At 69.0% G+C, this 18,819-nt stretch carries 18 protein-coding genes; 4 read left to right on the top strand and 14 right to left on the bottom strand.

The annotated features are described in order from the left end of the window. Positions 1-149: 149 nt before the first annotated feature. Positions 150-1,160 carry a 2-hydroxyacid dehydrogenase gene (locus tag ACDP63_RS08715; protein ID WP_024845556.1) on the bottom strand — a complete coding sequence of 337 codons (1,011 nt, stop codon included), beginning with the start codon at positions 1,158-1,160 and terminating at the stop codon, positions 150-152. Positions 1,161-1,251: 91 nt separating this feature from the next. Between ACDP63_RS08715 and ACDP63_RS08710 the strand changes: the two genes are divergently transcribed. Beyond that, positions 1,252-1,854: an SH3 domain-containing protein gene (locus ACDP63_RS08710; RefSeq protein ID WP_024845555.1), complete on the top strand. Its 603-nt coding sequence runs from the start codon at positions 1,252-1,254 to the stop codon at positions 1,852-1,854. A 16-nt stretch (positions 1,855-1,870) separates the two neighbouring features. On the opposite strand, the gene ACDP63_RS08705 is transcribed toward ACDP63_RS08710, so the two are convergent. From ACDP63_RS08705 to infC, 5 genes are all read right to left on the bottom strand, one after another. Next, positions 1,871-2,647 carry a hypothetical protein gene (locus ACDP63_RS08705; RefSeq protein ID WP_024845554.1) on the bottom strand — a complete coding sequence of 259 codons (777 nt, stop codon included), beginning with the start codon at positions 2,645-2,647 and terminating at the stop codon, positions 1,871-1,873. A gap of 254 nt (positions 2,648-2,901) precedes the next feature. Further along, positions 2,902-4,938, bottom strand: coding sequence for a M3 family metallopeptidase (locus ACDP63_RS08700; protein ID WP_024845553.1), 2,037 nt, complete (start codon positions 4,936-4,938; stop codon positions 2,902-2,904). 29 nt (positions 4,939-4,967) lie between these two features. Then, positions 4,968-5,999 (bottom strand): HesA/MoeB/ThiF family protein, encoded by a 1,032-nt coding sequence (locus tag ACDP63_RS08695; RefSeq protein ID WP_036748171.1) that lies wholly within the window; start codon positions 5,997-5,999, stop codon positions 4,968-4,970. Between the two features lie 22 nt (positions 6,000-6,021). Next, complete coding sequence (dut, locus tag ACDP63_RS08690) at positions 6,022-6,483, bottom strand: dUTP diphosphatase (protein WP_024845551.1); 462 nt, start codon at positions 6,481-6,483, stop codon at positions 6,022-6,024. A 12-nt stretch (positions 6,484-6,495) separates the two neighbouring features. Continuing rightward, positions 6,496-7,035: a translation initiation factor IF-3 gene (gene infC, locus ACDP63_RS08685; protein WP_036748168.1), complete on the bottom strand. Its 540-nt coding sequence runs from the start codon at positions 7,033-7,035 to the stop codon at positions 6,496-6,498. A gap of 224 nt (positions 7,036-7,259) precedes the next feature. Between infC and ACDP63_RS08680 the strand changes: the two genes are divergently transcribed. Next, a complete protein-coding gene (locus ACDP63_RS08680; protein WP_024845549.1) occupies positions 7,260-7,889 on the top strand; it encodes a hypothetical protein in 630 nt (209 codons plus the stop codon). Further along, the gene (locus ACDP63_RS08675) at positions 7,886-8,761 is read left to right on the top strand and encodes a glycosyltransferase family 2 protein (protein WP_024845548.1); all 876 of its coding nucleotides are present in this window, start codon (positions 7,886-7,888) and stop codon (positions 8,759-8,761) included. Before ACDP63_RS08680 ends, ACDP63_RS08675 begins: the two co-directional genes overlap by 4 nt. A gap of 13 nt (positions 8,762-8,774) precedes the next feature. Here the strand turns inward: ACDP63_RS08675 and ACDP63_RS08670 are convergent, their stop codons facing one another. From ACDP63_RS08670 to ACDP63_RS08645, 6 genes are all read right to left on the bottom strand, one after another. Next, a complete protein-coding gene (locus ACDP63_RS08670) occupies positions 8,775-10,064 on the bottom strand; it encodes a PQQ-dependent sugar dehydrogenase (protein WP_024845547.1) in 1,290 nt (429 codons plus the stop codon). A 142-nt stretch (positions 10,065-10,206) separates the two neighbouring features. Continuing rightward, positions 10,207-11,811, bottom strand: coding sequence for a glucose-6-phosphate isomerase (gene pgi / locus ACDP63_RS08665; RefSeq protein WP_024845546.1), 1,605 nt, complete (start codon positions 11,809-11,811; stop codon positions 10,207-10,209). A gap of 1 nt (position 11,812) precedes the next feature. Next, positions 11,813-12,487: a 6-phosphogluconolactonase gene (gene pgl, locus ACDP63_RS08660; protein ID WP_024845545.1), complete on the bottom strand. Its 675-nt coding sequence runs from the start codon at positions 12,485-12,487 to the stop codon at positions 11,813-11,815. Beyond that, entirely contained in the window at positions 12,484-13,935 is a 1,452-nt protein-coding gene (zwf, locus tag ACDP63_RS08655; RefSeq protein ID WP_024845544.1) for a glucose-6-phosphate dehydrogenase, read from the bottom strand. The genes pgl and zwf overlap by 4 nt, the downstream gene beginning before the upstream one ends. A 75-nt stretch (positions 13,936-14,010) precedes the next feature. Next, complete coding sequence (locus ACDP63_RS08650; RefSeq protein WP_028710123.1) at positions 14,011-14,595, bottom strand: RSP_2648 family PIN domain-containing protein; 585 nt, start codon at positions 14,593-14,595, stop codon at positions 14,011-14,013. Continuing rightward, positions 14,592-15,788, bottom strand: a complete 1,197-nt coding sequence (locus ACDP63_RS08645; RefSeq protein WP_409927902.1) for an RSP_2647 family RNA methyltransferase — start codon at positions 15,786-15,788, stop codon at positions 14,592-14,594. The genes ACDP63_RS08650 and ACDP63_RS08645 overlap by 4 nt, the downstream gene beginning before the upstream one ends. Positions 15,789-15,903: 115 nt before the next feature. On the opposite strand from ACDP63_RS08645, the gene edd reads away from it, so the two are divergent. Then, on the top strand, positions 15,904-17,706 hold the full coding sequence (gene edd, locus ACDP63_RS08640; RefSeq protein WP_024845541.1) for a phosphogluconate dehydratase: 1,803 nt from the start codon (positions 15,904-15,906) through the stop codon (positions 17,704-17,706). Between the two features lie 36 nt (positions 17,707-17,742). Here edd and ACDP63_RS08635 read toward each other — a convergent pair whose 3' ends face one another. After that, the gene (locus ACDP63_RS08635) at positions 17,743-18,279 is read right to left on the bottom strand and encodes a PAS domain-containing protein (protein WP_024845540.1); all 537 of its coding nucleotides are present in this window, start codon (positions 18,277-18,279) and stop codon (positions 17,743-17,745) included. 78 nt (positions 18,280-18,357) lie between these two features. Further along, a complete protein-coding gene (locus ACDP63_RS08630) occupies positions 18,358-18,816 on the bottom strand; it encodes a low molecular weight phosphatase family protein (RefSeq protein ID WP_024845539.1) in 459 nt (152 codons plus the stop codon). Between the last annotated feature and the right edge of the window lie 3 nt (positions 18,817-18,819).

The raw sequence follows: 18,819 nt of genomic DNA, 5'->3' as shown, positions 1-18,819 counted from the left end.
CCTTATTCCGCGCATGGGCTACCTGTGGCGATTAGAGCCCGAACCGCGCGCCGGGCCCGCATTCCCGGCGACATGTTCTTGGCAAAAAACGACATGGCGCATCCGGGCGGTCCGGGAAAGCAAACGCCCCGGAAAACCGGGGCGCATCGTCACAGCATCGAGGGCACCACCAGGTCCGGCGGCCGGTGGCCATCGGCAAAGGTCTTGATGTTGATGATGACTTTCTCGCCCATCTCGATCCGCCCCTCGATGGTGGCCGAGCCCATATGCGGCAGCAGCACGACATTGGGCAGCTCGCGCAGCCGCGGGTTGATCTCGTGCCCATGCTCGAAAACGTCAAGGCCGGCGCCGGCGATCTCGCCCGCGCGCAGCATCCGGGTCAGCGCGTTCTCGTCGATCACCTCGCCGCGCGAGGTGTTGATGACCACGGCCGAGGGCTTCATCAGCTTCAGCCGCCGCGCGTTCAGCAGGTGGAAGGTCGAGGGCGTATGCGGCGCATTCACCGAAACGATGTCCATGCGCGCCAGCATCTGGTCCAGGCTTTCCCAATAGGTCGCCTGCAATTCGGCCTCGACCTCCGGGCGCAGGCGGCGGCGGTTATGGTAATGCACCTGCATGCCGAAGACATTCGCCCGCCGCGCCACCGCCTGGCCGATGCGGCCCATGCCCAGGATGCCAAGGCGCCGCCCGCCCAGCCGCCCGCCCAGATGCGCGGTCGGCGACCAGCCATGCCAGCGGCCGGCCTGCATCTCGGCCATGCCCTCGGGCAGGCGGCGGGTGACGCCCAGGATCAGCGCCATGACCACGTCCGCGGTATCCTCGGTCACGACGCCCGGCGTGTTGCTGACCAGGATGCCGCGCTGGCGGGCGGAATGCACGTCGATATGGTCCACGCCCGCACCGTAATTGGCGATCAGCTTCAGCCTGTCCCCGGCCTGGGCCAGCATGGTGGCGTCGATCTGGTCGGTGATCGTCGGCACCAGAACGTCCGAGACGCGCATGGCGGCGACCAGTTCATCGCGACTCATCTTGCGGTCGTCGGTGTTCAGCGACACGTCGAAAAGCTCGGACATCCGGGTCTCGACCGCCTCCGGCAGGCGCCGGGTCACGGTAACTTTAAGGCGCGAGCGGGTCGGATCGGTCGCATGAACGGCGGGCATGGTCGCTCCTCTCTTCCAAAGCCGGGCGGCTTTTGGCAAAGTGCCCGCGATGCGGGGCAGGCACAAGACCCCGAAAAAGCAGGACGGGCAGATGAAGCAAGGACAGGTCTGGCTTGGCGCCGCGATACTGGCGACGGGGGCGTGCTTGGGATCGGCGGCGCTGGCGCAAGCCACCGATCCGGGCGAGACGCTGGATGCCAAGCAGATCCCCGGCCTCTCGGCCGATGCGACGATCAGCCGCCACCAGGACGGCCGGCGCGACCCGAATCGCGGCTCTGTCACCAACCTGCCGCTGCCGCGCTATGTCAGCCTCAAGGGCAGCGAGGGCAATGCGCGGCGCGGTCCCAGCCTGTCGCATCGCATCGACTGGGTGTTCCGCCATGCCGGCATGCCCCTGCGCGTGGTGGCCGAGTTCGGTCATTGGCGCCGGGTCGAAGACCAGGACGGCGCCGGCGGCTGGGTGCATTATTCCCTGCTGTCGGGCGTGCGCACCGCCATCGTGACCAAGGACATGCTGGACCTGCAGGCCCGCCCCGAGCCGCGCGCCGAGGTGGTGGCGCGGGCCGAGGCCGGCGCCATCGTCCGGCTGCATGAATGCAATCCCGACTGGTGCCGGGTCTCGGGCGGCGGCGAAAAGGGCTGGGTGCCCAAGACCACGATCTGGGGCGTCGATCCCGACGAGATCCGCGACTGAAACCCGTGCCGGCAGGTCAGCCGGCCTTGCGGATCACCACATGGCCCAGCGAGACGCGCATCCAGGCAAAGCGCGAGGCGCGTGGCGTGCCGGTGCCGAAATCGGGATGGGTCATGTCCTCGGCCCCGCATTCGTCGATCAGTTCCTTGACGAAGCCGACCATGCCGCGGTCATGGCCGTGGAACCGCCGGCGCACCAGGTGCCAGCGCATCCAGCCGGTCAGCTTGCCCAGCGGATAAACCGCCTGCACCGGCCGCGACCGATGCAACCTGTCGAGCAGCCGTTCATGCGGGGAAAGCCGGGGCGGCCGGGGACGATAGGATTTGCCGTCGGGATATTGCCGCCAATAACCGGTGCCCCAATCCTCGATAAAGTAATATCCGCCCGCCTTGAGGTGGTGTTCGAAAAGATGCCAGAAGCTGATGCGGGACAATTGCCCGACATGCGAGGCATCGTCGATGATGACGTCGAATCCTTGCGGCGCCCGTTCCGCCGCGATCCGGTCCAGAAGCGCCTTGTCCTGTTGTTCGCCGACATAGCAGCGCACCCGCCCGCTTTCGAAGCGCGCCGAGCAGGGATTGATGTCCAACCCGGTGATTTCGGCATTCGGCAGCCAGGATTCCCAATATCTCAGCGAATCGCCCCGCGCTATTCCCAATTCCAGCAATCGCAGCGGCTGCATACGCAGGGGGCCGATATATTTTTCGTAATTGGCGAAGTAATGCTGAAGTCCCATCTTGTCGATCGGCACTTCATCGACGCTTTTCATCGAGGCTGCCTTGAAAACCTGCATGCCATCCTCCCGGACAGATTACCGCCTACATTCCAGAAACTGCACGGGAAGGATAGGCCGGTGCAGCCGGGCCATCAAGAAATTGGCGCCTTTCCTGCCGGAATGGACGGGTTGATGCCGACCTGGCGGCGATCAGCCTCCAGGTCATATTGCCTTGCAGTTGTGACATCGGCCGCCACGGCCGCCGGATCGCCGCCCGGCGGCGGATTCGCGCAAGCCCTTGTCCGGCGAAACGCATCCTGCGCAAGCCGCGGTCAGCCGGCCTCGGACAAAAGCCCGCGTCCCTTCAGCAATGCCTCGACGCCGGGGGTACGGCCGCGGAACTTCAGCCACAGCTCGTCGGCCGGCCGGGAATCACCCTTGGAAAGAATCCATTGCTCCAGCCGGCACGCGGTTTCGGCGTCGAAGGGATCGCCCTTTTCCATGAAGGCCGCGAAAGCGTCGGCATCCATCACCTCGGACCACATGTAGCTGTAATAGCCCGAGGAATAGCCGTCGCCGGAAAACACATGCGCGAAATGCGGCGTGGCATGGCGCATCGGGATAGCGGCCGGCGCGCCCAGTTCCGCCAGCACCTCGGCCTGCCGCGCCATCGGGTCGGCGGGCGGCGCGCCGCGGTGAAAGGCCAGGTCCACCAGCGCGCTTTCCAGATATTCGGTGGTGGCAAAGCCCTGGTCGGCATTGCCGGCCGCCAGGATGCGGTCGCGCAGCGCCGCGGGCAGTGGCGCCCCGGTCTCGGCATGGCGGGCATGGCGGTCCAGCACCTCGGGCTGTTCCAGCCAATGCTCGAAAAGCTGGCTGGGCAGCTCGACGAAATCCCGCGCCACCGAGGTACCCGAGATCGAGGGCCAGGACACGTCCGACAGGATATGGTGCAGCGCATGGCCGAATTCGTGGAACAGCGTATGGGCATCGTCCCAGGACAGATAAGCCGGCGCGCCCGCGGCCTCGGGCGGGGTGAAGTTGCAGACATTGGTGACGATCGGCCGCTGCCCCGCGCCGATCTTGTGCTGCTGTTGCAGCGACGAACACCAGGCCCCCGACCGCTTGCCGGGCCGGGCGAAGTAATCGCCGACGAAGACCGCCATGCGCCGGCCGTCCCGCGTCACCTCCCAGGCGCGGGCATCGGGCGACCAGAGCGGCGCCGTGAACGCGCGCATCTCGATCCCGAACAGGCGCTGCGCGGTGTCGAAGACTGCGCCCAGCATCGCCTCCAGCGTCAGATAGGGCTTGACCTCGGCCTCGTCGAGATCGTGTTCGGCCTTGCGCCGGCGCTCGGCATAGAAGCGCCAGTCCCAGGGTTCCAGCACGCCGTTCACCCCGTCCTCGCGCAGCATCGCGGTCAGGCGCTCGGCATCGGCCTCGGCCCTGGTCTTGGCCGCAGCCCAGACCTGGGTCAGCAGCGCCTCGACATTCCCGGCATTGCGGGCCATCTCGGGCTCCAGCTTGTAGCTGGCGAAATCCTCATAGCCCAGCAGCCGGGCGCGCTCGTGGCGCAATTGCAGGATCTCGGCGGCGATGGGGCGGTTGTCGGTCGCGGCCCCGCCCGCGCCCTGCCCCGAGCCGCGCGCGCACCAGGCCCGCCAGGCCGCCTCGCGCAGGGCGCGGTCTTCGCAATATTCCAGGAAGGGCACGATCAGCGAGCGGTTCAGCGTCACCACCTGCCCCGGCATCCCGCGTTCGCGCGCTGCCGCCCGCATGGCGCGGACCAGCCAATCCGGCAGGCCGGACAGCTGGTCGTCGGCGACACCCATGGCAAAGTCGCGCTCGTCCGTCAGCACGTTCTGGGCGAAATCGGTCGACAGCACCGCCAGCCGCTCGCGGATCGCCGCCATGCGCTCGCGCGCCGCGCCGGTCAGGCCCGCGCCCGCCCGGCGCAGCCCGCGCAGGGTCAGCTCGGTCAGGCGGCAGTCCTCGGGCGCAAGCCCGCCCGCATCCTGCATCACCGCCTCGACCCGGTCGAACAGCCTCGGGTCCATGCTGACCTTGCTGCCATGCGCGGCCAGGCGCGGGGCGATGCGGCGCTGCAGATCCTCGCGCGCCGGGTTGGAATCGACGCCAGTCAGGGTGAAGAAGATGGCGCAGAGCCGGTTCAGCGGCTCCTCGGCCGTCTCCAGCGCGGCGACGGTATTGGCAAAGTCCGGCGGCGCGGGATTGGCGGCGATGGTCTCGACAGCCTCCTCGGCCAATTTCAGGCAGGCGTCGAAGGCCGGGTCGAAATCCTCGTCGCGGATCAGGTCGAAACGCGGCAGGCCCAGGGGGCCGGTCCAATGCGTCAGTTCGGGGTTCATGCGAGCCTCCTTTTCCGGGGGCGAGTGTTTCAGCCTGCGCGGAAATGTCCAGAGCCGCAGACAGTGCAATCGGCGCGTCGCGATATCTTCATCAGCCGGTTCTCGCCGTAAAGCCCGTCAAAGATCAGCATGCGGCCGCGCAGGGGCTCGCCCGCCCGCGCGATCAGCTTGATCGCCTCCAGCGCCATCAGGCTGCCCACGACGCCGGGCAGGGGACCGACGACGCCGGCTTCGGCGCAGGCGGGGGCAAGGCCCGGTGCCGGAGCCTCGGGAAAGATGCAGGCCATGCAGGGCGCACCGCGGGCCGGATCCCAGATCGTCACCTGCCCTTCCCATTGCGCGATGGCGCCGGCGACCAGCGGCACGCCGGCGGCGGCGCAGGCCGCGTTCACCGCGCGGCGCGCGGCGAAACTGTCGGTGCCGTCCAGCACCAGGTCATGTTCAGCGACCAGGGCGGCATCCTCGGCCCCGATGCGGCGGTTCAGCGCCGTGACCTCGACATGCGGGTTCAGCGCCAGCATGGCATCGCGCGCGGCCTCGGCCTTGGGGCGGCCGTCATCGGCGCTGCGAAAGATCACCTGGCGCTGCAGGTTCGACAGGCCGACCTGATCGTCGTCGGCGACGGTGATGCGCCCGACACCGGCCGCCGCCAGATAAAGGCAGACCGGCGCCCCCAGCCCACCGGCGCCCACCACCAGCACGCGGGCGCGACGCAGCGCCGCCTGTCCCGGCCCGCCCAGCTCGCGCAGCACGATATGGCGGGCATAGCGGTCAAGCTCGGGGTCCGAAAGCGGGCCGGATCGCACGGGCGCGGGCGGATCGGGCAGCGGGACGGCGCGGCGATGCAACTGCCGCAGCAGCAGACGATAGCCCAGTCCCAGCGCCACCACGCCACCGGCCAGCCCCCAGACCCGAGGATCGCCGCCGACCAGCCGCGCAACAGTGCTGCCAGGCGCCAGGGCCAGCGCGGCAATGGCGGCCAGCCACAGCGCAGCGACCCCCGCCCAGCCGCGCCATTCCGGCCAGCCAAGCAGGCGCGCCGCGACCAGCACGGCCAGCATGAGGAAAAGGATCAGCACGGGCTCAGCCCCGCCCGGTCGAGCCGAAGCCGCCCTCGCCGCGCGCGGTCTGCTCCAGCGCCTCGGCCATGACATAGGCGGCGCGGGTCACGGGGGCGATCACCGCCTGGGCGATGCGCTCGCCGTGACGGATCGCATAGGGCTGCGGGCCCAGGTTGATCATGATCACCCCCAGCGGCCCGCGATAGTCGCTGTCGATGGTGCCAGGCGTGTTGGGCAGCGTCACCCCATGCTTCAGCGCCAGGCTGGAGCGGGGGCGGATCTGCATCTCGTAGCCCTCGGGGATCTGTACGCGCAGCCCGGTGGGCACCAGGCGGATCTGGCCGGGTTCGAGCAGCAGCTCGCCCCCGCCCAGCTCGGCCCGCAGGTCGGCGCCGGCCGAGCCGCGGGTCTGGTATTCGGGCAGCGGCAGCGCCGGATCGGCGCCCGGTTCGCGCAGAACCAGAATCGTCACCTCGGCCGCCATTCCCAAAGCCCCTTATTTCGGCGAGATCATCATGACCATCTGGCGCCCTTCCAGCTTGGGCATGGATTCGACCTTGCCCGCCTCGCCGACATCGGCGGCGACGCGGTTCAGAAGCTCGACCCCAAGCTGCTGGTGGGCCATCTCGCGGCCGCGGAAGCGCAGGGTGATCTTGACCTTGTCGCCCTCGGCCAGGAACTTCATGACCGAGCGCATCTTGACGTCGTAATCATGGGTATCGGTTCCGGGACGGAACTTGATTTCCTTGATCTCGATGATCTTCTGCTTCTTGCGGGCCTCGGCCTCGCGCTTTTGCTGTTCATACTTGAACTTGCCCAGGTCCATGATCTTGCAGACCGGGGGCGTGGCATTCGGCGAGATCTCGACAAGATCCAGCCCGGCTTCCTGTGCAAGCTCCAGACCGCGGGCGGGTGTCACGACGCCGATATTTTCGCCTTCGGGACCGATCAGGCGGATTTCGGCGACTCGGATGCGCTCGTTGACGCGGGGGCCGGTGTCACGGGTGGGCGGAGCGTTATGCGGTCTGCGGGCTATGGCTGTCTTCCTTGTATTGCCGGGGGTTCCGGGCGGTTAAATAGTCCTGCGCAGGCGGATTTTCAACCGGATTCGGTTGCGCGCGCCAAGGTTTGGCCGGTGTTCTGCGCGCTTTCCCATGGTGGCCGGCGCCGCTGCCGTGCTGCTGTCGCCGGAACGCTTTCCCCGCTTGCCGCAGCATGGCATAGAAGAGCCGACCCGCCGCAGCCCTGACGGAGAAACCGATGCAGAAATTCCTGGCCGTGATCGTGATTCTTGCCCTTGCGTTCGGCGGGTTGTGGCTGGGGAGCGGCGGCGATCCGCTGGCCCGGCTGGCTGGCAATGCGCCGCCTCCACCGGCCGAGCCCCCCGCCGCCGCCCCGACCGCCGCCCAGCAAGGCGCCAATGCCGCAGCCGATGCCGCGGCCGATGCGGCAGCCGTCGCGGCGGATGCGGCGGCCGAAGCCTCGGCCTCGGCCGGACAGGCGGCGGTCGGCGCGACAGGTACGGCCGCGGACCAGGCCGAAGCGGCGGCCGAGGCGGCCATAGCCGCCGCCGACCGCGCCGCCGACGCCGCGGCCCGAGCCAATGCCACCCCCGAACAGGCCGAGGCCGCCGCCATCGCCGCCAGCACCGCCGCACGCGAGGCCGCCAGCGCCACGCGCGAAGCCGGCGCGGCGGCGGGCGAAGCGGTCCAGATCGACGCCGCCCTGACCCCGCAGGGCTTCGATGCCGCCAAGGTGCGCGCCATGATCGAGGGCTCGGCGCTGACGCCCGAGCACAAGGCCGAACTCCTGGCCCAGCTGGAGCGGACGACGCTGGACCCGGCGGCGCTGGCGCAGGTGCTGGCGCAGATCAAGGCTGCCCTGCCATGAGCTTTCCCAGCCTGGAGGATTTCCTGACGGCGCCGCGCGGCCGGCTGGACAAGGGGCCGGTCGCGCTTTTGCTGATCGAGGACCAGGCAGCGGTGCAAAGGACGCTGGCGCATCACCTAGCCGCCGGGTTCCGGCTGATCCTGGCGCTGTCGCCCGAGCCGCTGCCCGCCCATGTCCTGCCCAGGGAAGGCGCGGAACGGATCCTCAACCTGCGCCACGATGCGCGCCGCGGCCAGGCGGCGGTCGAAGCGGTCAATGCGGTGATCGCGGCGGCGCCCGCCGATACCTGGCTTTACTACGGCTATAATGCCGAGTTCCTGTTCTATCCCTTCTCGGAAAGCCGCAGCGTGGGCGAGATGCTGGCCTTTCACGCCGAGGAACGCCGGCGGGCGATGCTGACCTATGTCATCGATCTCTATGCCCCGGACCTGGAGCGTTTCCCCGATGCGGTCAGCCTGGACGAGGCGATGTTCGACCGCACCGGCTATTACGCGCTTGGCCGCATGGATCGCGAGGGGCGCCACAAGGAACGGCAACTGGATTTCCACGGCGGGCTGCGCTGGCGATTCGAGGAGCACCTGCCCGCCGACCGCCGCCGCATCGACCGCATCGCGCTGTTTCGCAGCCAGCCGGGGTTGCGGCTCTTGCCGGACCTGCGCTTCAACGTCGAGGAATACAACACCTATGCCTGCCCCTGGCACAATAACCTGACCGCGGCGGTTGCGTCCTTCCGGGTGGCCAAGGCGCTGGCCCGCAATCCCGGCTCGCGCGGGCAGATCCGCGGCTTCCGCTGGCGCAATTCGCATCCCTTCCGCTGGAACTCGCAGCAGCTGATGGACCTGGGGCTGATGGAGCCCGGCCAGTGGTTCTAGGACCGGCCGCGGATCAGGCGGCGCTGACCCGCCAGATCACGTCGCCCACGTCATCGGCCATCAGAAGCGACCTGCCGTCCGGGCCGATGGCCACGCCCACCGGCCGGCCATAGGAATATTTCTCGTCCTCGGAGAGAAAGCCCGACAGGATGTCGCGCGGTGGGCCGGCAGGCCGGCCGTCCCGGAAGGGCACGAAGATCAGCCTGTAACCCGACAGGGTCGAGCGGTTCCACGAGCCGTGCTGGCCGATCGCCATGCCGTCCGGGAAGCCCGGCAGCGTGCCCTCGGGCATCCAGCACAGGCCGAGCGAGGCGGTATGGCCGCCCAAGGCGTAATCGGGGGTGATGGCGCGGGCGACCTCGGCCGGATCCTGCGGCACCCGGTCGTCGATGATCCGCCCCCAATAGCAATAGGGCCAGCCGTAGAACCCGCCCTCCTGCACCGAGGTCAGGTAATCGGGCGGCGTCTCGTCGCCCAGCCCGTCGCGTTCGTTCACCACGGTCCAGAGCGCACCGGTCGCGGGCTCCCAGGCCAGGCCGACCGGGTTGCGCAGGCCCGAGGCGAAGATGCGGGCGCGGCCGGTCTCCAGGTCCAGTTCCCAGATCGCGGCCCGGCCCTCTTCGGCCTCCATGCCCTCGTCGGCGATATTGGTCAGCGAGCCGACACCACAATAGAGCCGCTTGCGGTCGGGCGAGACGATCAGGCTGCGCGTCCAATGCCCGCCCGGCTTGAAATCGACCAGCCGGCGCCCCGGCCCGTCGAGCCGCGTCGCGCCGGGCGCATAGGGAAAGGCGACGATGCCGTCGGTATTGCCGACATAGAAGGTATCGCCGACCAGGGCCATGCCGAAGGGCTGGCGCTGGCCCTCGAGGAAAACCTGGCGCGTCTCGGCCACGCCATCGCCGTCGCCGTCGCGCAGCAGCGTGATGCGGTTGGCGCTGGTGCCCAGGGCGCGGGCGCGGCGCATGGTGGCCTGGGCGGCGCGGTCGAGCAGCGATTTCGGCGGGCTTGCCTCTTGCAGGGCCTCGGCCACCAGCACATCGCCATTGGGCAGCACCTCGATCCAGCGCGGATGGCGCAATTCGCGGGCGAAGGCATCCACGCGCAGGCCCGGCGCGGCCTCGGGCCGCTGGTCCGGCGCCCAGCCCCGCGCGGTGGGCATCTTCAGCGTCATGATGCCCTGTTTCTTCGCCTCGGGGATGGCGGGGCTTGGCCCGAACGCCGCCATTCGCGGCGCGCCCATGCGCCGCATCAGCACCATCGCGCCGCCGATGGCGGCCGTCGCCCTGGCCAGAAGATCCATGGCTTTCCTTCCTGTCTCTGCAAGCCGCAGGCTAATCGGGATGCGCCGCGGGTCAATCCCGGAATGCGTCGAGACCGGAGCAAATCGGCGGGGGCGGCGCGGGTGGCGCCGTCCCTGGGGTATTTGGGGAACAGAGAAGCGTTCAGCCGCGCGCGTCGCGGACCAGCCCCGCGAGACGCTCGGTCGAGGGGTCGTGGCCGGGGGCGGGCTTGCCCTCAAGCAGCGGCGCCAGCTTCAGCGCCAGTTCCTTGCCGAGTTCCACGCCCCATTGATCGAAGCTGTTGATGCCCAGGATCACCCCCTCGGCAAAGACGCGATGCTCGTAGAGCGCGACGATCTGGCCCAGAGTGTAGGGGGCGAGTTCCGGGATCAGCAGCGTGGTCGAGGGGCGGTTGCCGGGAAAGACCCGGTGGCGGGCCTGGCGCTCCAGTTCCGCGCCGGTCAGGCCCTTGGCACGCATGAGGTCCAGCGCCTCGTCCAGCGAACGGCCGCGCATCAGCGCCTCGGATTGCGCCAGGCAGTTGGCGACCAGCAGCAGGTGATGATGCGCCAGCTCTGGCTCGTGGCCGCGGGCGGCGACGATGAATTCGCAGGGCACCACCGCCGTGCCCTGGTGGATCAGCTGGTAGAAGGCATGCTGGCCGTTGGTGCCCGGCTCGCCCCAGACCACCGGCCCCGAGGGCTGGGTCAGGTCGCTGCCGTCCATGGCGACGCGCTTGCCGTTCGATTCCATTTCCAGCTGCTGCAGATAGGCCGGCAGGCGGCCGAGGCGGTTGTCATAGGGCAGCACGGCACGGGTGCCGTAGCCGCAGACCTGGTGGTGCCAGATGCCGACCAGCGCCAGGATTACCGGCAGGTTTTCCGCCAGCGGCGCCTGGCGGAAATGCCGGTCCATGGCCGCGGCGCCGGCCAGGAAGCGGTCGAAGTTCTCGGGCCCGATGGCGATCATCAGCGACAGGCCGATGGGCCCCCACATGGAATAGCGCCCGCCGACCCAATCCTCGAAGCCGAAGACGCGGGACGGCTCGATCCCCCATTCGGCGGTGCGGTCGGTGGCCGAGGACAGCGCGGCGAATTGCGCCGCCGGCTGCGCCACGGTCTTCGCCATCCAGTCCAGCGCCGTACGGGCATTGGTCATGGTCTCGATGGTGGTGAAGGTCTTGGAGGCGACGATGACCAGCGTGGTCGCCGGGTCGAGCCCCTTCAGCGTATCGGCAATGTCCGCCCCGTCCACGTTGGAGACGAAATGCACCCGCGGCCCGTCATGCCAGGGCGAAAGCGCCCGCGTGGCCATGGCCGGGCCGAGGTCCGAACCGCCGATGCCGATATTGACGACATCGGTGATGCGGCCACCCTGCCCCTGGAAGCTGCCGTCGCGGACGGCGGCGGCGAAATCGCGCATCCGCTGATGCGTGCGGCGCAGCTCGGGCATCACGTCGCGGCCGTCCACCGTGACGCTGGCGTCGAGATTGCGCAGCGCGGTGTGCAGCACGGCGCGATCCTCGGTCTCGTTGATGCGCTGGCCGGTGAACATGGCCTCGCGGCGTTCCGGAACCGGCGCGGCGAGGTCCAGCAGCAGGTCGCGGGCGCGCGCGTCGATGCTGGTCTTGGACCAGTCCAGCACCAGCCCTTCGGCGCTGGTCGAAAAGGCGGCGGCGCGGGCCGGATCGGCGTCAAACAGCGCCTCGATCCGCAGCGCGCCCTGGGATTTGCGGTGGTCGGTCAGTCTGGTCCAGATATCGGTCATCTCACTCTGCCCAATGCACGGTGATGTCGCCCAGGAAGGCGCGGATCGGCGCCTCGGTCGGGTCGAGGCCCTGCGCGCGCTCGAACGCCTCGCGCTTGTCGGCGCCGGCGATCAGCAGATGGGTGTTGATCGCGCCCTTCAGCGCCGAGGCGGTCAGGGTGATCCGCGGCTCGTCCTTCACGCTGTTGATTGCCATGACGGTGGGCGCGTCGGAGGCCAGCGCCAGCACGGTCTCGGAAGCCGAGGGAAACAGGCTTGCCGTATGCATGTCGGTGCCCATGCCCAAGAGCAGCACGGTCAGCGGCAGATGCGGGGCGATGGTCTCGGCAAGCGCCGGCACCGCATCCTCGGGGCGCTCGTCGCCGGTATAAAGGTCGATGTAATGCGCCGTAGCCGCCTTGTCCTTGAGCAGGTGGCGGCGCAGCAGCCGGCCGTTCGAGCGGACATGCTCGCCATCCACCCAGCGTTCGTCGTTGAGCAGCACGGTGACGCGCGGCCAGTCGATCTCGCTGCCCGAAAGATAGTCGTAAAGCGGTGCCGGGGTGGTGCCGCCCGGCACGCAGAGGCTGGCGCCGTCATTCACCCGCAGGTGCTGCGACAGCTGCCCCGCCAGCCGGTCGGCCAGCGACAGAAACAGCATCTCGCGGTCGGGATATTCGATGAACTCGAGCGTCATGGCCGGATCTCCCTCCAGCGGCGGTTGTCGCGATGCAGCAGGCGCAACGCCTCTTCCGGGCCGCTTGAGCCGGGGTCATAGGGCTCGGGCCGCTTCGAGCCGGATTCCCAGGCGGCGATGATCGGGTCCGTCCAGGCCCAGGCGGCCTCGACCTCGTCGCCGCGCATGAACAGGGTCTGGTTGCCGCGGATCACGTCCATGATCAGCCGCTCATAGGCGTCGGGCATGTCCGAGCCTTCGGCCCCCAGCGCATCGGCAAAGCTCATGTCCAGCGGCACCTGCACCAGGCGCATGCCGCCCGGCCCCGGCTCCTTGATCATCACGGTCAGGTGCATGCCCTCGTTCGGTTGCAGCTTGATGACAAGCTGGTTGGCCTTGTGCGTGCCGCCGTCGTCGAAGATCGAATGCGGCGGCTCCTTGAAGGTCACGACGATCTCGCTGGTGCGGGCGCGCAGCCGCTTGCCGGTGCGCAGGTAGAAGGGCGTGCCGGTCCAGCGCCAGTTGGCGATCCGCACCTTCAGCGCCACGAAGCTTTCGGTGCGCGAGAGCGGATTCTCGGCATCCTCCAGATAACCGGGACCATCGGGGCCGGCCATGTACTGGCCGCGCACGATGTCCTCGGCCGCGAGCGGTTCCAGCGCACGGATCACCTTGAGCTTTTCGTCGCGCACCGCATCGGGGTCGAAATGATAGGGCGGCTCCATGGCGATCAGGCACAGAAGCTGCATCAGGTGATTCTGCACCATGTCCCGCATGGCGCCGGAATGGTCGTAATATTCGCCGCGCCCGCCCACGCCCACCGTCTCGGCCACGGTGATCTGGACATGGTCCACATATTGCGCGTTCCACAAGGGTTCGAACAGGATATTGGCGAAGCGCACCGCCATCAGGTTCTGGACGGTTTCCTTGCCCAGGTAATGGTCGATCCGATAGATCTGGTTCTCGTCGAAATGCCGGGCCAGCGTCGCGTTCAGCGCGCGCGCGGTGGCAAGGTCGCGGCCGAAAGGCTTTTCGACCACGATGCGGCTGTCCGCATCCGCGATGCCGTTGCCGGCCAGGCGTTCGGCAATGTCGCCGAACAGCGCCGGCGCCACCGAGAAATAGAACGCATGCACCACCCCCGGCCGCACCCGCGCCTTGAGTTCGGCCCAGCCATCGGTGCCGCGCGCGTCGATGGCGACATAGCCCAGCATGTCCAGAAAGGCCGAAAGCTGCGCCTGGTCCTGGCCGGGGCCGATGAATTCCTCGATCGCTGCGCGCATCTCGGCGCGGAAGGCCTCGTCGTCCTGGCGGGTGCGGGCCGCGCCGATGATGCGCGCGCTGGCCGGCACCTGCCCGGCCACGAAGCGGCGATACAGGCCCGGCACGATCTTGCGCCGGGCCAGGTCGCCGGTAGCACCAAAGATCACCAGGTCGAAATCCTCAACCGGAATGATGCGTGAAACCATCGCTGCCTCCTCATCGCTGATCTGCCGATTAGCTGATGTTAGCGGTAACATCAAGTCCTTCAAATCCGTCCCCTTTCAGTTCGGTTCCCGCGGGGTTGCGCCAGGCCACGGGAAGGGCGCGGCCTGGGTTGTATCAAGACGCGCGATGGCCTTGGCCAGGCGCGGCAGGCGGGCACGGCGCATCAGTTCCTTGCGGGTCATGTCGCCGCCGGCGGCGCGGGCGCGCGCCTCGGTCGCCTGGACCGCGGCCAGGACGGGGTCCGGCGCCCGCAGATAGAGGTCGCGCAGGAACTCGTCGGGATGAATCGCCCGCAACCCGACCGATGCCAGCGCGCCGCGCGGAAAGTCGCGCAGATTCGCGGTGACGATCGCCGCTGCCCCGGCGGCCAGCGCGCATTCCACCACATGCCGATCGGCCGGGTCGGGCAGGTCGAGGCCGAATCCCCCCTGCCCCGGCTCGACCAGGGCCTGCGGAAAACGCGCCTGCAGCAGCGCGATCTCGGCCCCGGCCTCGGCGCCCTGGCGGGTGGCGACGTGGCGCCATTCGTCCAGGATGCGGCGCGACCAGGCCGGCTGGAACAGCCCCGCCGCCGCCGTGTCGATCAGGATTTCCCGCAGCACGGTCGGGAACAGCACGCAGGCGTCCAGGACCGCCTTCATCCGTCCAGCCGGAAGAACAGCGCCTTGAGATAGCCGGTCTCGGCCAGCTGGGGCAGCGTCGGATGGTCCGGGCCGGCCTGGCCGGTATGCAGCAGTTGCATCCGCCGCCCGCCCCGGCCGATGCCGCGGGCGCTGGCATTGCGGAATGCGGCCAGATCGGCGGCGTGGCTGCAGGAACACAGGCCCAGATAGCCGCCCGGTGCGACCAGGGGCGCGGCCAGCTTCGCCACCCGCTCATAGGCGCGCAGGCCCGCCTCCAGCGCCGGTTTCGAGGGCGCGAAGGCCGGCGGATCACAGATCACCAGGTCGAACTGCGCACCCTCGGCGGCCAGCGCCTCCATCTGCTCGAAGGCGTCGCCCTGGCGGGTGGCCAGCCGCGACTCGGCGCCCATGGCGCGCGCGCCGCCCCGCGCCAGATCCAGCGCCGCGGCCGAGCCGTCGATGCAGGTGGCATGGACCGCCCCCACCGCCAGCGCGGCAAGGCCGAAGCCGCCGACATGCGAGAACACGTCCAGCACGCGCTGGCCCTGCGCCAGCCGCTGCGCAAAGGCATGGTTGGGGCGCTGGTCATAGAACAGCCCGGTCTTTTGCCCCTGCACCAGGTCGGCCAGATAGATCGCGCCGTTCATCGGCACCTCGACGGGGCCGTCGACGGCGCCCGACAGGATCTCGGTCCGCTCGGGCAGGCCCTCCAACCCGCGTGCGCGCCCCTGCCCGTTCAGGATCACGGTCGAGACGCCGGCAACCTCGCGCAGCGCCGCGGCGATGTCTTCGACCATGCGCTCGGCCCAGGCGGCGTTGGGCTGGATCACCGCGGCATCGCCGAAACGGTCGATGATGGTGCCGGGCAGCCCGTCGGCCTCGGCATGGACCAGCCGGTAGAATGGCGCATCGAACAGCCGTTCGCGCAGCGCCAGTGCCCGGTGCAGCCGCGCGGCGATCCAGCCGCGGCTGATCCGCACCTGCGGGTCGGGGTCCATGACGCGGGCGATGATCCGCGAATCGGGGTTCACCGTGACCAGCCCCAGCGGCCGGCGCTCGGCATCTTCCAGCACGGCAAAGCTGCCGGGCGGAATGGCGCGCGTTCGCCGGTCCGTGACCAGTTCGTCGGCAAAGATCCAGGGAAAGCCGTGGCGGATCGCCTGGGGCTTGGATTTCGGGCGCAATCGGATGATGGGCAGATCGGCGGTCATGGCGGCCTCGTGCAAAACGGCGCAGGATTGCCACGGCAAGCGCCCGCGGGCAAGAGCAGGCCGGTTGCAATGTTACCGCTAACAGGCTACATTGGTGCCAAAGGAGAAGCGAGCCATGACCCTGCACGCCACCATTGACCGGGTGACCGACCGCATCCGCGAGCGTTCGATCCATAGCCGCAGCGCCTATCTGGCCAAGATCGCCCGCGCCGCCGAGGCGGGGCCGCGCCGCGCGCATCTGTCCTGCGGCAACCAGGCCCATGCCTATGCCGCCATGCCCGACAAGGCGGATTTCGCCACCACCCGCAAGCCCAATATCGGCATCGTCACCGCCTATAACGACATGCTCTCGGCCCATCAGCCCTATGAGCGTTATCCCGACCTGATCCGCCAGGCCGCCCATGCGGCGGGCGCCACGGCGCAGGTCGCGGGCGGCGTACCGGCGATGTGCGACGGCGTCACGCAGGGCCGGCCGGGGATGGAACTGTCGCTGTTCTCGCGCGACGTGATCGCGCTGGCCTCGGGCGTGGCGCTGACGCATGACGTCTTCGATGCGGCGCTTTACCTGGGCGTCTGCGACAAGATCGTGCCGGGGCTGATCATCGCCGCCGCCACCTTCGGCCATATCCCGGCGGTCTTCGTGCCGGCCGGGCCCATGCCCTCGGGTCTGCCCAATGACGAGAAATCCAAGGTCCGCCAGCAATTCGCCACCGGCGAGGTCGGGCGCGAGGCGCTGATGGCGGCCGAGATGGCCAGCTATCACGCGCCGGGCACCTGCACCTTCTACGGCACGGCGAACACCAACCAGATGCTGATGGAGTTCATGGGCCTGCACCTGCCCGGTTCCAGCTTCGTCAATCCGAACACGCCGCTGCGCGAGGCGCTGACCAGCGCCGCGGTCCAGCGCGTGGCCGCGATCACCCGGCTGGGCAACGACTACCTGCCGGCGGGCGAGGTGCTGGACGAGTGCGCCTTCGTGAACGGCATCGTCGGGCTGATGGCCACCGGCGGCTCGACCAACCTGGTGCTGCACTTGCCGGCGATGGCGCGGGCGGCCGGGGTGATCCTGGATCTCGAAGATTTCCACGACCTGTCCGAAACCGTGCCGCTGATGGCCCGCGTCTATCCCAACGGCCTGGCCGACGTGAACCATTTCCACGCCGCGGGCGGCCTTGGCTTCATGATCGGCCAGTTGCTGGAGGCGGGGCTGCTGCATGATGACGTGCGCACCATCGCCGGCGGCGGGCTTGGCGCCTATGCCAGCGAACCGAAACTGAAGGACGGCCGGATCGAATGGGTCGAGGGCGCGCGCCAGACGCTGAACGACAAGATCCTGCGCCCGGCCGCCAGTCCCTTTGCCGCCACCGGCGGGCTGAAGCAGCTGTCGGGCAACCTGGGCCGCGGCGTCATCAAGGTCTCGGCCGTGGCGCCGGAGCGCCATGTCATCGAGGCGCCGGCGCGCGTGTTTTCCGACCAGGAAGAGGTCAAGGCCGCCTTCAAGCGCGGCGAGTTCACCGAGGACGTGGTGGTCGTCGTCCGCTTCCAGGGCCCGCGTGCCAACGGCATGCCCGAACTGCACTCGCTGACCCCGACGCTGGCCGTGCTGCAGGACCGCGGGCTGCGGGTGGCCCTGGTCACCGACGGCCGCATGTCCGGCGCCTCGGGCAAGGTTCCCGCGGCGATCCATATCTCGCCCGAGGCGGCGGATGGCGGGCCGCTGGCGCGGCTGCGCGACGGCGATCCCGTCCGGCTCGACGCGGTGGCCGGCACGCTGACCTGCCTGGCCCCCGGCTTCGAGGACCGGCCGGCGATCACGCATGACCCCTCGCCTTCCGCCGAGGGGCTAGGGCGCGAGCTTTTCGCCGCTTTCCGCCGCAATGTCGGCCCCGCCACCGAGGGCGCCGCGGTCGTCGTCTGACCTCCTGCCAGTTTCGTCCCCCGCGCCCGGCCGGCGTCAATGGTCGCGGCGCGCCGGGGCGCACAGGGCCATGTCGGTGCCAGACCAGCCGGATCGGCCTGGCCGCGCACGCGGCCAGGCAGGCCGGTGCCGCGGCAGCGGGATGACCTGCCCCATGCCTGCGATACGCGGCAGGGCCGGGCGCTGCGACCCCGCCTCCTCCACCGGCTCGCGCAGGAACAGCACCGTCAGGCAGACCCGGCCCCCGTCGTCCCGAATCGGACAGATCCGGGCATCGACCCGAAAGCGCCGGCCGGATTTGGCGACCTGCACCAGATGATGGAGCCGCGCCTCGCACCCATCCGGCATCCCGAGCATGCGCCGGATCCGGTCCGGCACCCAGTCCGCGGGGTCCAGAAGCATCACCACGGGGCGACCGACCAACTCCTCGCGCCGATAGCCGCACATGCCCAGGTAGCTTTGGTTCACCGCGACGATATGGCCGGCCCGGTCGAGGATCAGCACCGCGCGATGCGAGCCCATCGCCCGCATCGCCCATTCGAGATCGTGGTGAAGCCGCTGGATTTGGGTCATCCCGGATAACTCCTGCAAAGGATTTCCGGCAGGATTGCGCCAATAGGCTAAGATTCCGTTAGCACGCGCCAGTTTTCTTCAGCATTCGGTCGGCGGGCCGAACCGCTCGATCATCCGCTTGCGAATCTGGTCGCGCACGCCGCGGTAAAGCGCCAGCTTCGCCTCGCGCCCCTCGGCCAGGCCGCTGGGGTCCATGATCGGCCAATATTCCACGTCCAGATGAGAAACCCTCGTCAGTTCAAGGGCCTGCCTCTGGCTGGCCGGGGACAGCGCGATCACCAGGTCGAAACTGGTCAGATCGTCCCCCCAGGCCTTCATTTCCTCGAAGGATCGCGCGCGATGGGTGGAAAGCTCGACCCCGATCTCCTTGCAGACGGCGATGGCAAAGCCGTCGATTTCCATGTCGTTCCTGACACCGGCCGATTGCACATAGGCAGCGCGGCCGTAGAATTTCTTCATCATCCCCTCGGCCATGGGGGAACGGATGGCGTTGTGGTCGCAGCAGAACAGCACCGAATGGGGAATCGGTCCGGCCACGAA

The organism is Paracoccus sp. P2, from assembly GCF_046335115.1.
Classification (GTDB): Bacteria; Pseudomonadota; Alphaproteobacteria; order Rhodobacterales; family Rhodobacteraceae; genus Paracoccus; species Paracoccus pantotrophus.
The sequence above is the reverse complement of the archived record's forward strand: the minus strand, read 5'-3'. Positions and strand labels throughout refer to the sequence as shown.

What these genes read in the sequence shown, in the direction of transcription:
- ACDP63_RS08680 (WP_024845549.1), top strand. Translation starts at nt 7,260, where the DNA reads ATGCAGAAATTCCTGGCCGTGATCGTGATTCTTGCCCTTGCGTTCGGC.
- ACDP63_RS08710 (WP_024845555.1), top strand. Translation starts at nt 1,252, where the DNA reads ATGAAGCAAGGACAGGTCTGGCTTGGCGCCGCGATACTGGCGACGGGG.
- ACDP63_RS08715 (WP_024845556.1), bottom strand. Translation starts at nt 1,160, where the DNA reads ATGCCCGCCGTTCATGCGACCGATCCGACCCGCTCGCGCCTTAAAGTT.
- pgl (WP_024845545.1), bottom strand. Translation starts at nt 12,487, where the DNA reads ATGACGCTCGAGTTCATCGAATATCCCGACCGCGAGATGCTGTTTCTG.
- dut (WP_024845551.1), bottom strand. Translation starts at nt 6,483, where the DNA reads ATGGCGGCCGAGGTGACGATTCTGGTTCTGCGCGAACCGGGCGCCGAT.
- zwf (WP_024845544.1), bottom strand. Translation starts at nt 13,935, where the DNA reads ATGGTTTCACGCATCATTCCGGTTGAGGATTTCGACCTGGTGATCTTT.
- ACDP63_RS08645 (WP_409927902.1), bottom strand. Translation starts at nt 15,788, where the DNA reads ATGACCGCCGATCTGCCCATCATCCGATTGCGCCCGAAATCCAAGCCC.
- ACDP63_RS08705 (WP_024845554.1), bottom strand. Translation starts at nt 2,647, where the DNA reads ATGCAGGTTTTCAAGGCAGCCTCGATGAAAAGCGTCGATGAAGTGCCG.
- ACDP63_RS08695 (WP_036748171.1), bottom strand. Translation starts at nt 5,999, where the DNA reads ATGCTGGCCGTGCTGGTCGCGGCGCGCCTGCTTGGCTGGCCGGAATGG.
- ACDP63_RS08670 (WP_024845547.1), bottom strand. Translation starts at nt 10,064, where the DNA reads ATGGATCTTCTGGCCAGGGCGACGGCCGCCATCGGCGGCGCGATGGTG.
- ACDP63_RS08650 (WP_028710123.1), bottom strand. Translation starts at nt 14,595, where the DNA reads ATGAAGGCGGTCCTGGACGCCTGCGTGCTGTTCCCGACCGTGCTGCGG.
- ACDP63_RS08700 (WP_024845553.1), bottom strand. Translation starts at nt 4,938, where the DNA reads ATGAACCCCGAACTGACGCATTGGACCGGCCCCCTGGGCCTGCCGCGT.
- ACDP63_RS08635 (WP_024845540.1), bottom strand. Translation starts at nt 18,279, where the DNA reads ATGACCCAAATCCAGCGGCTTCACCACGATCTCGAATGGGCGATGCGG.
- ACDP63_RS08675 (WP_024845548.1), top strand. Translation starts at nt 7,886, where the DNA reads ATGAGCTTTCCCAGCCTGGAGGATTTCCTGACGGCGCCGCGCGGCCGG.
- edd (WP_024845541.1), top strand. Translation starts at nt 15,904, where the DNA reads ATGACCCTGCACGCCACCATTGACCGGGTGACCGACCGCATCCGCGAG.
- pgi (WP_024845546.1), bottom strand. Translation starts at nt 11,811, where the DNA reads ATGACCGATATCTGGACCAGACTGACCGACCACCGCAAATCCCAGGGC.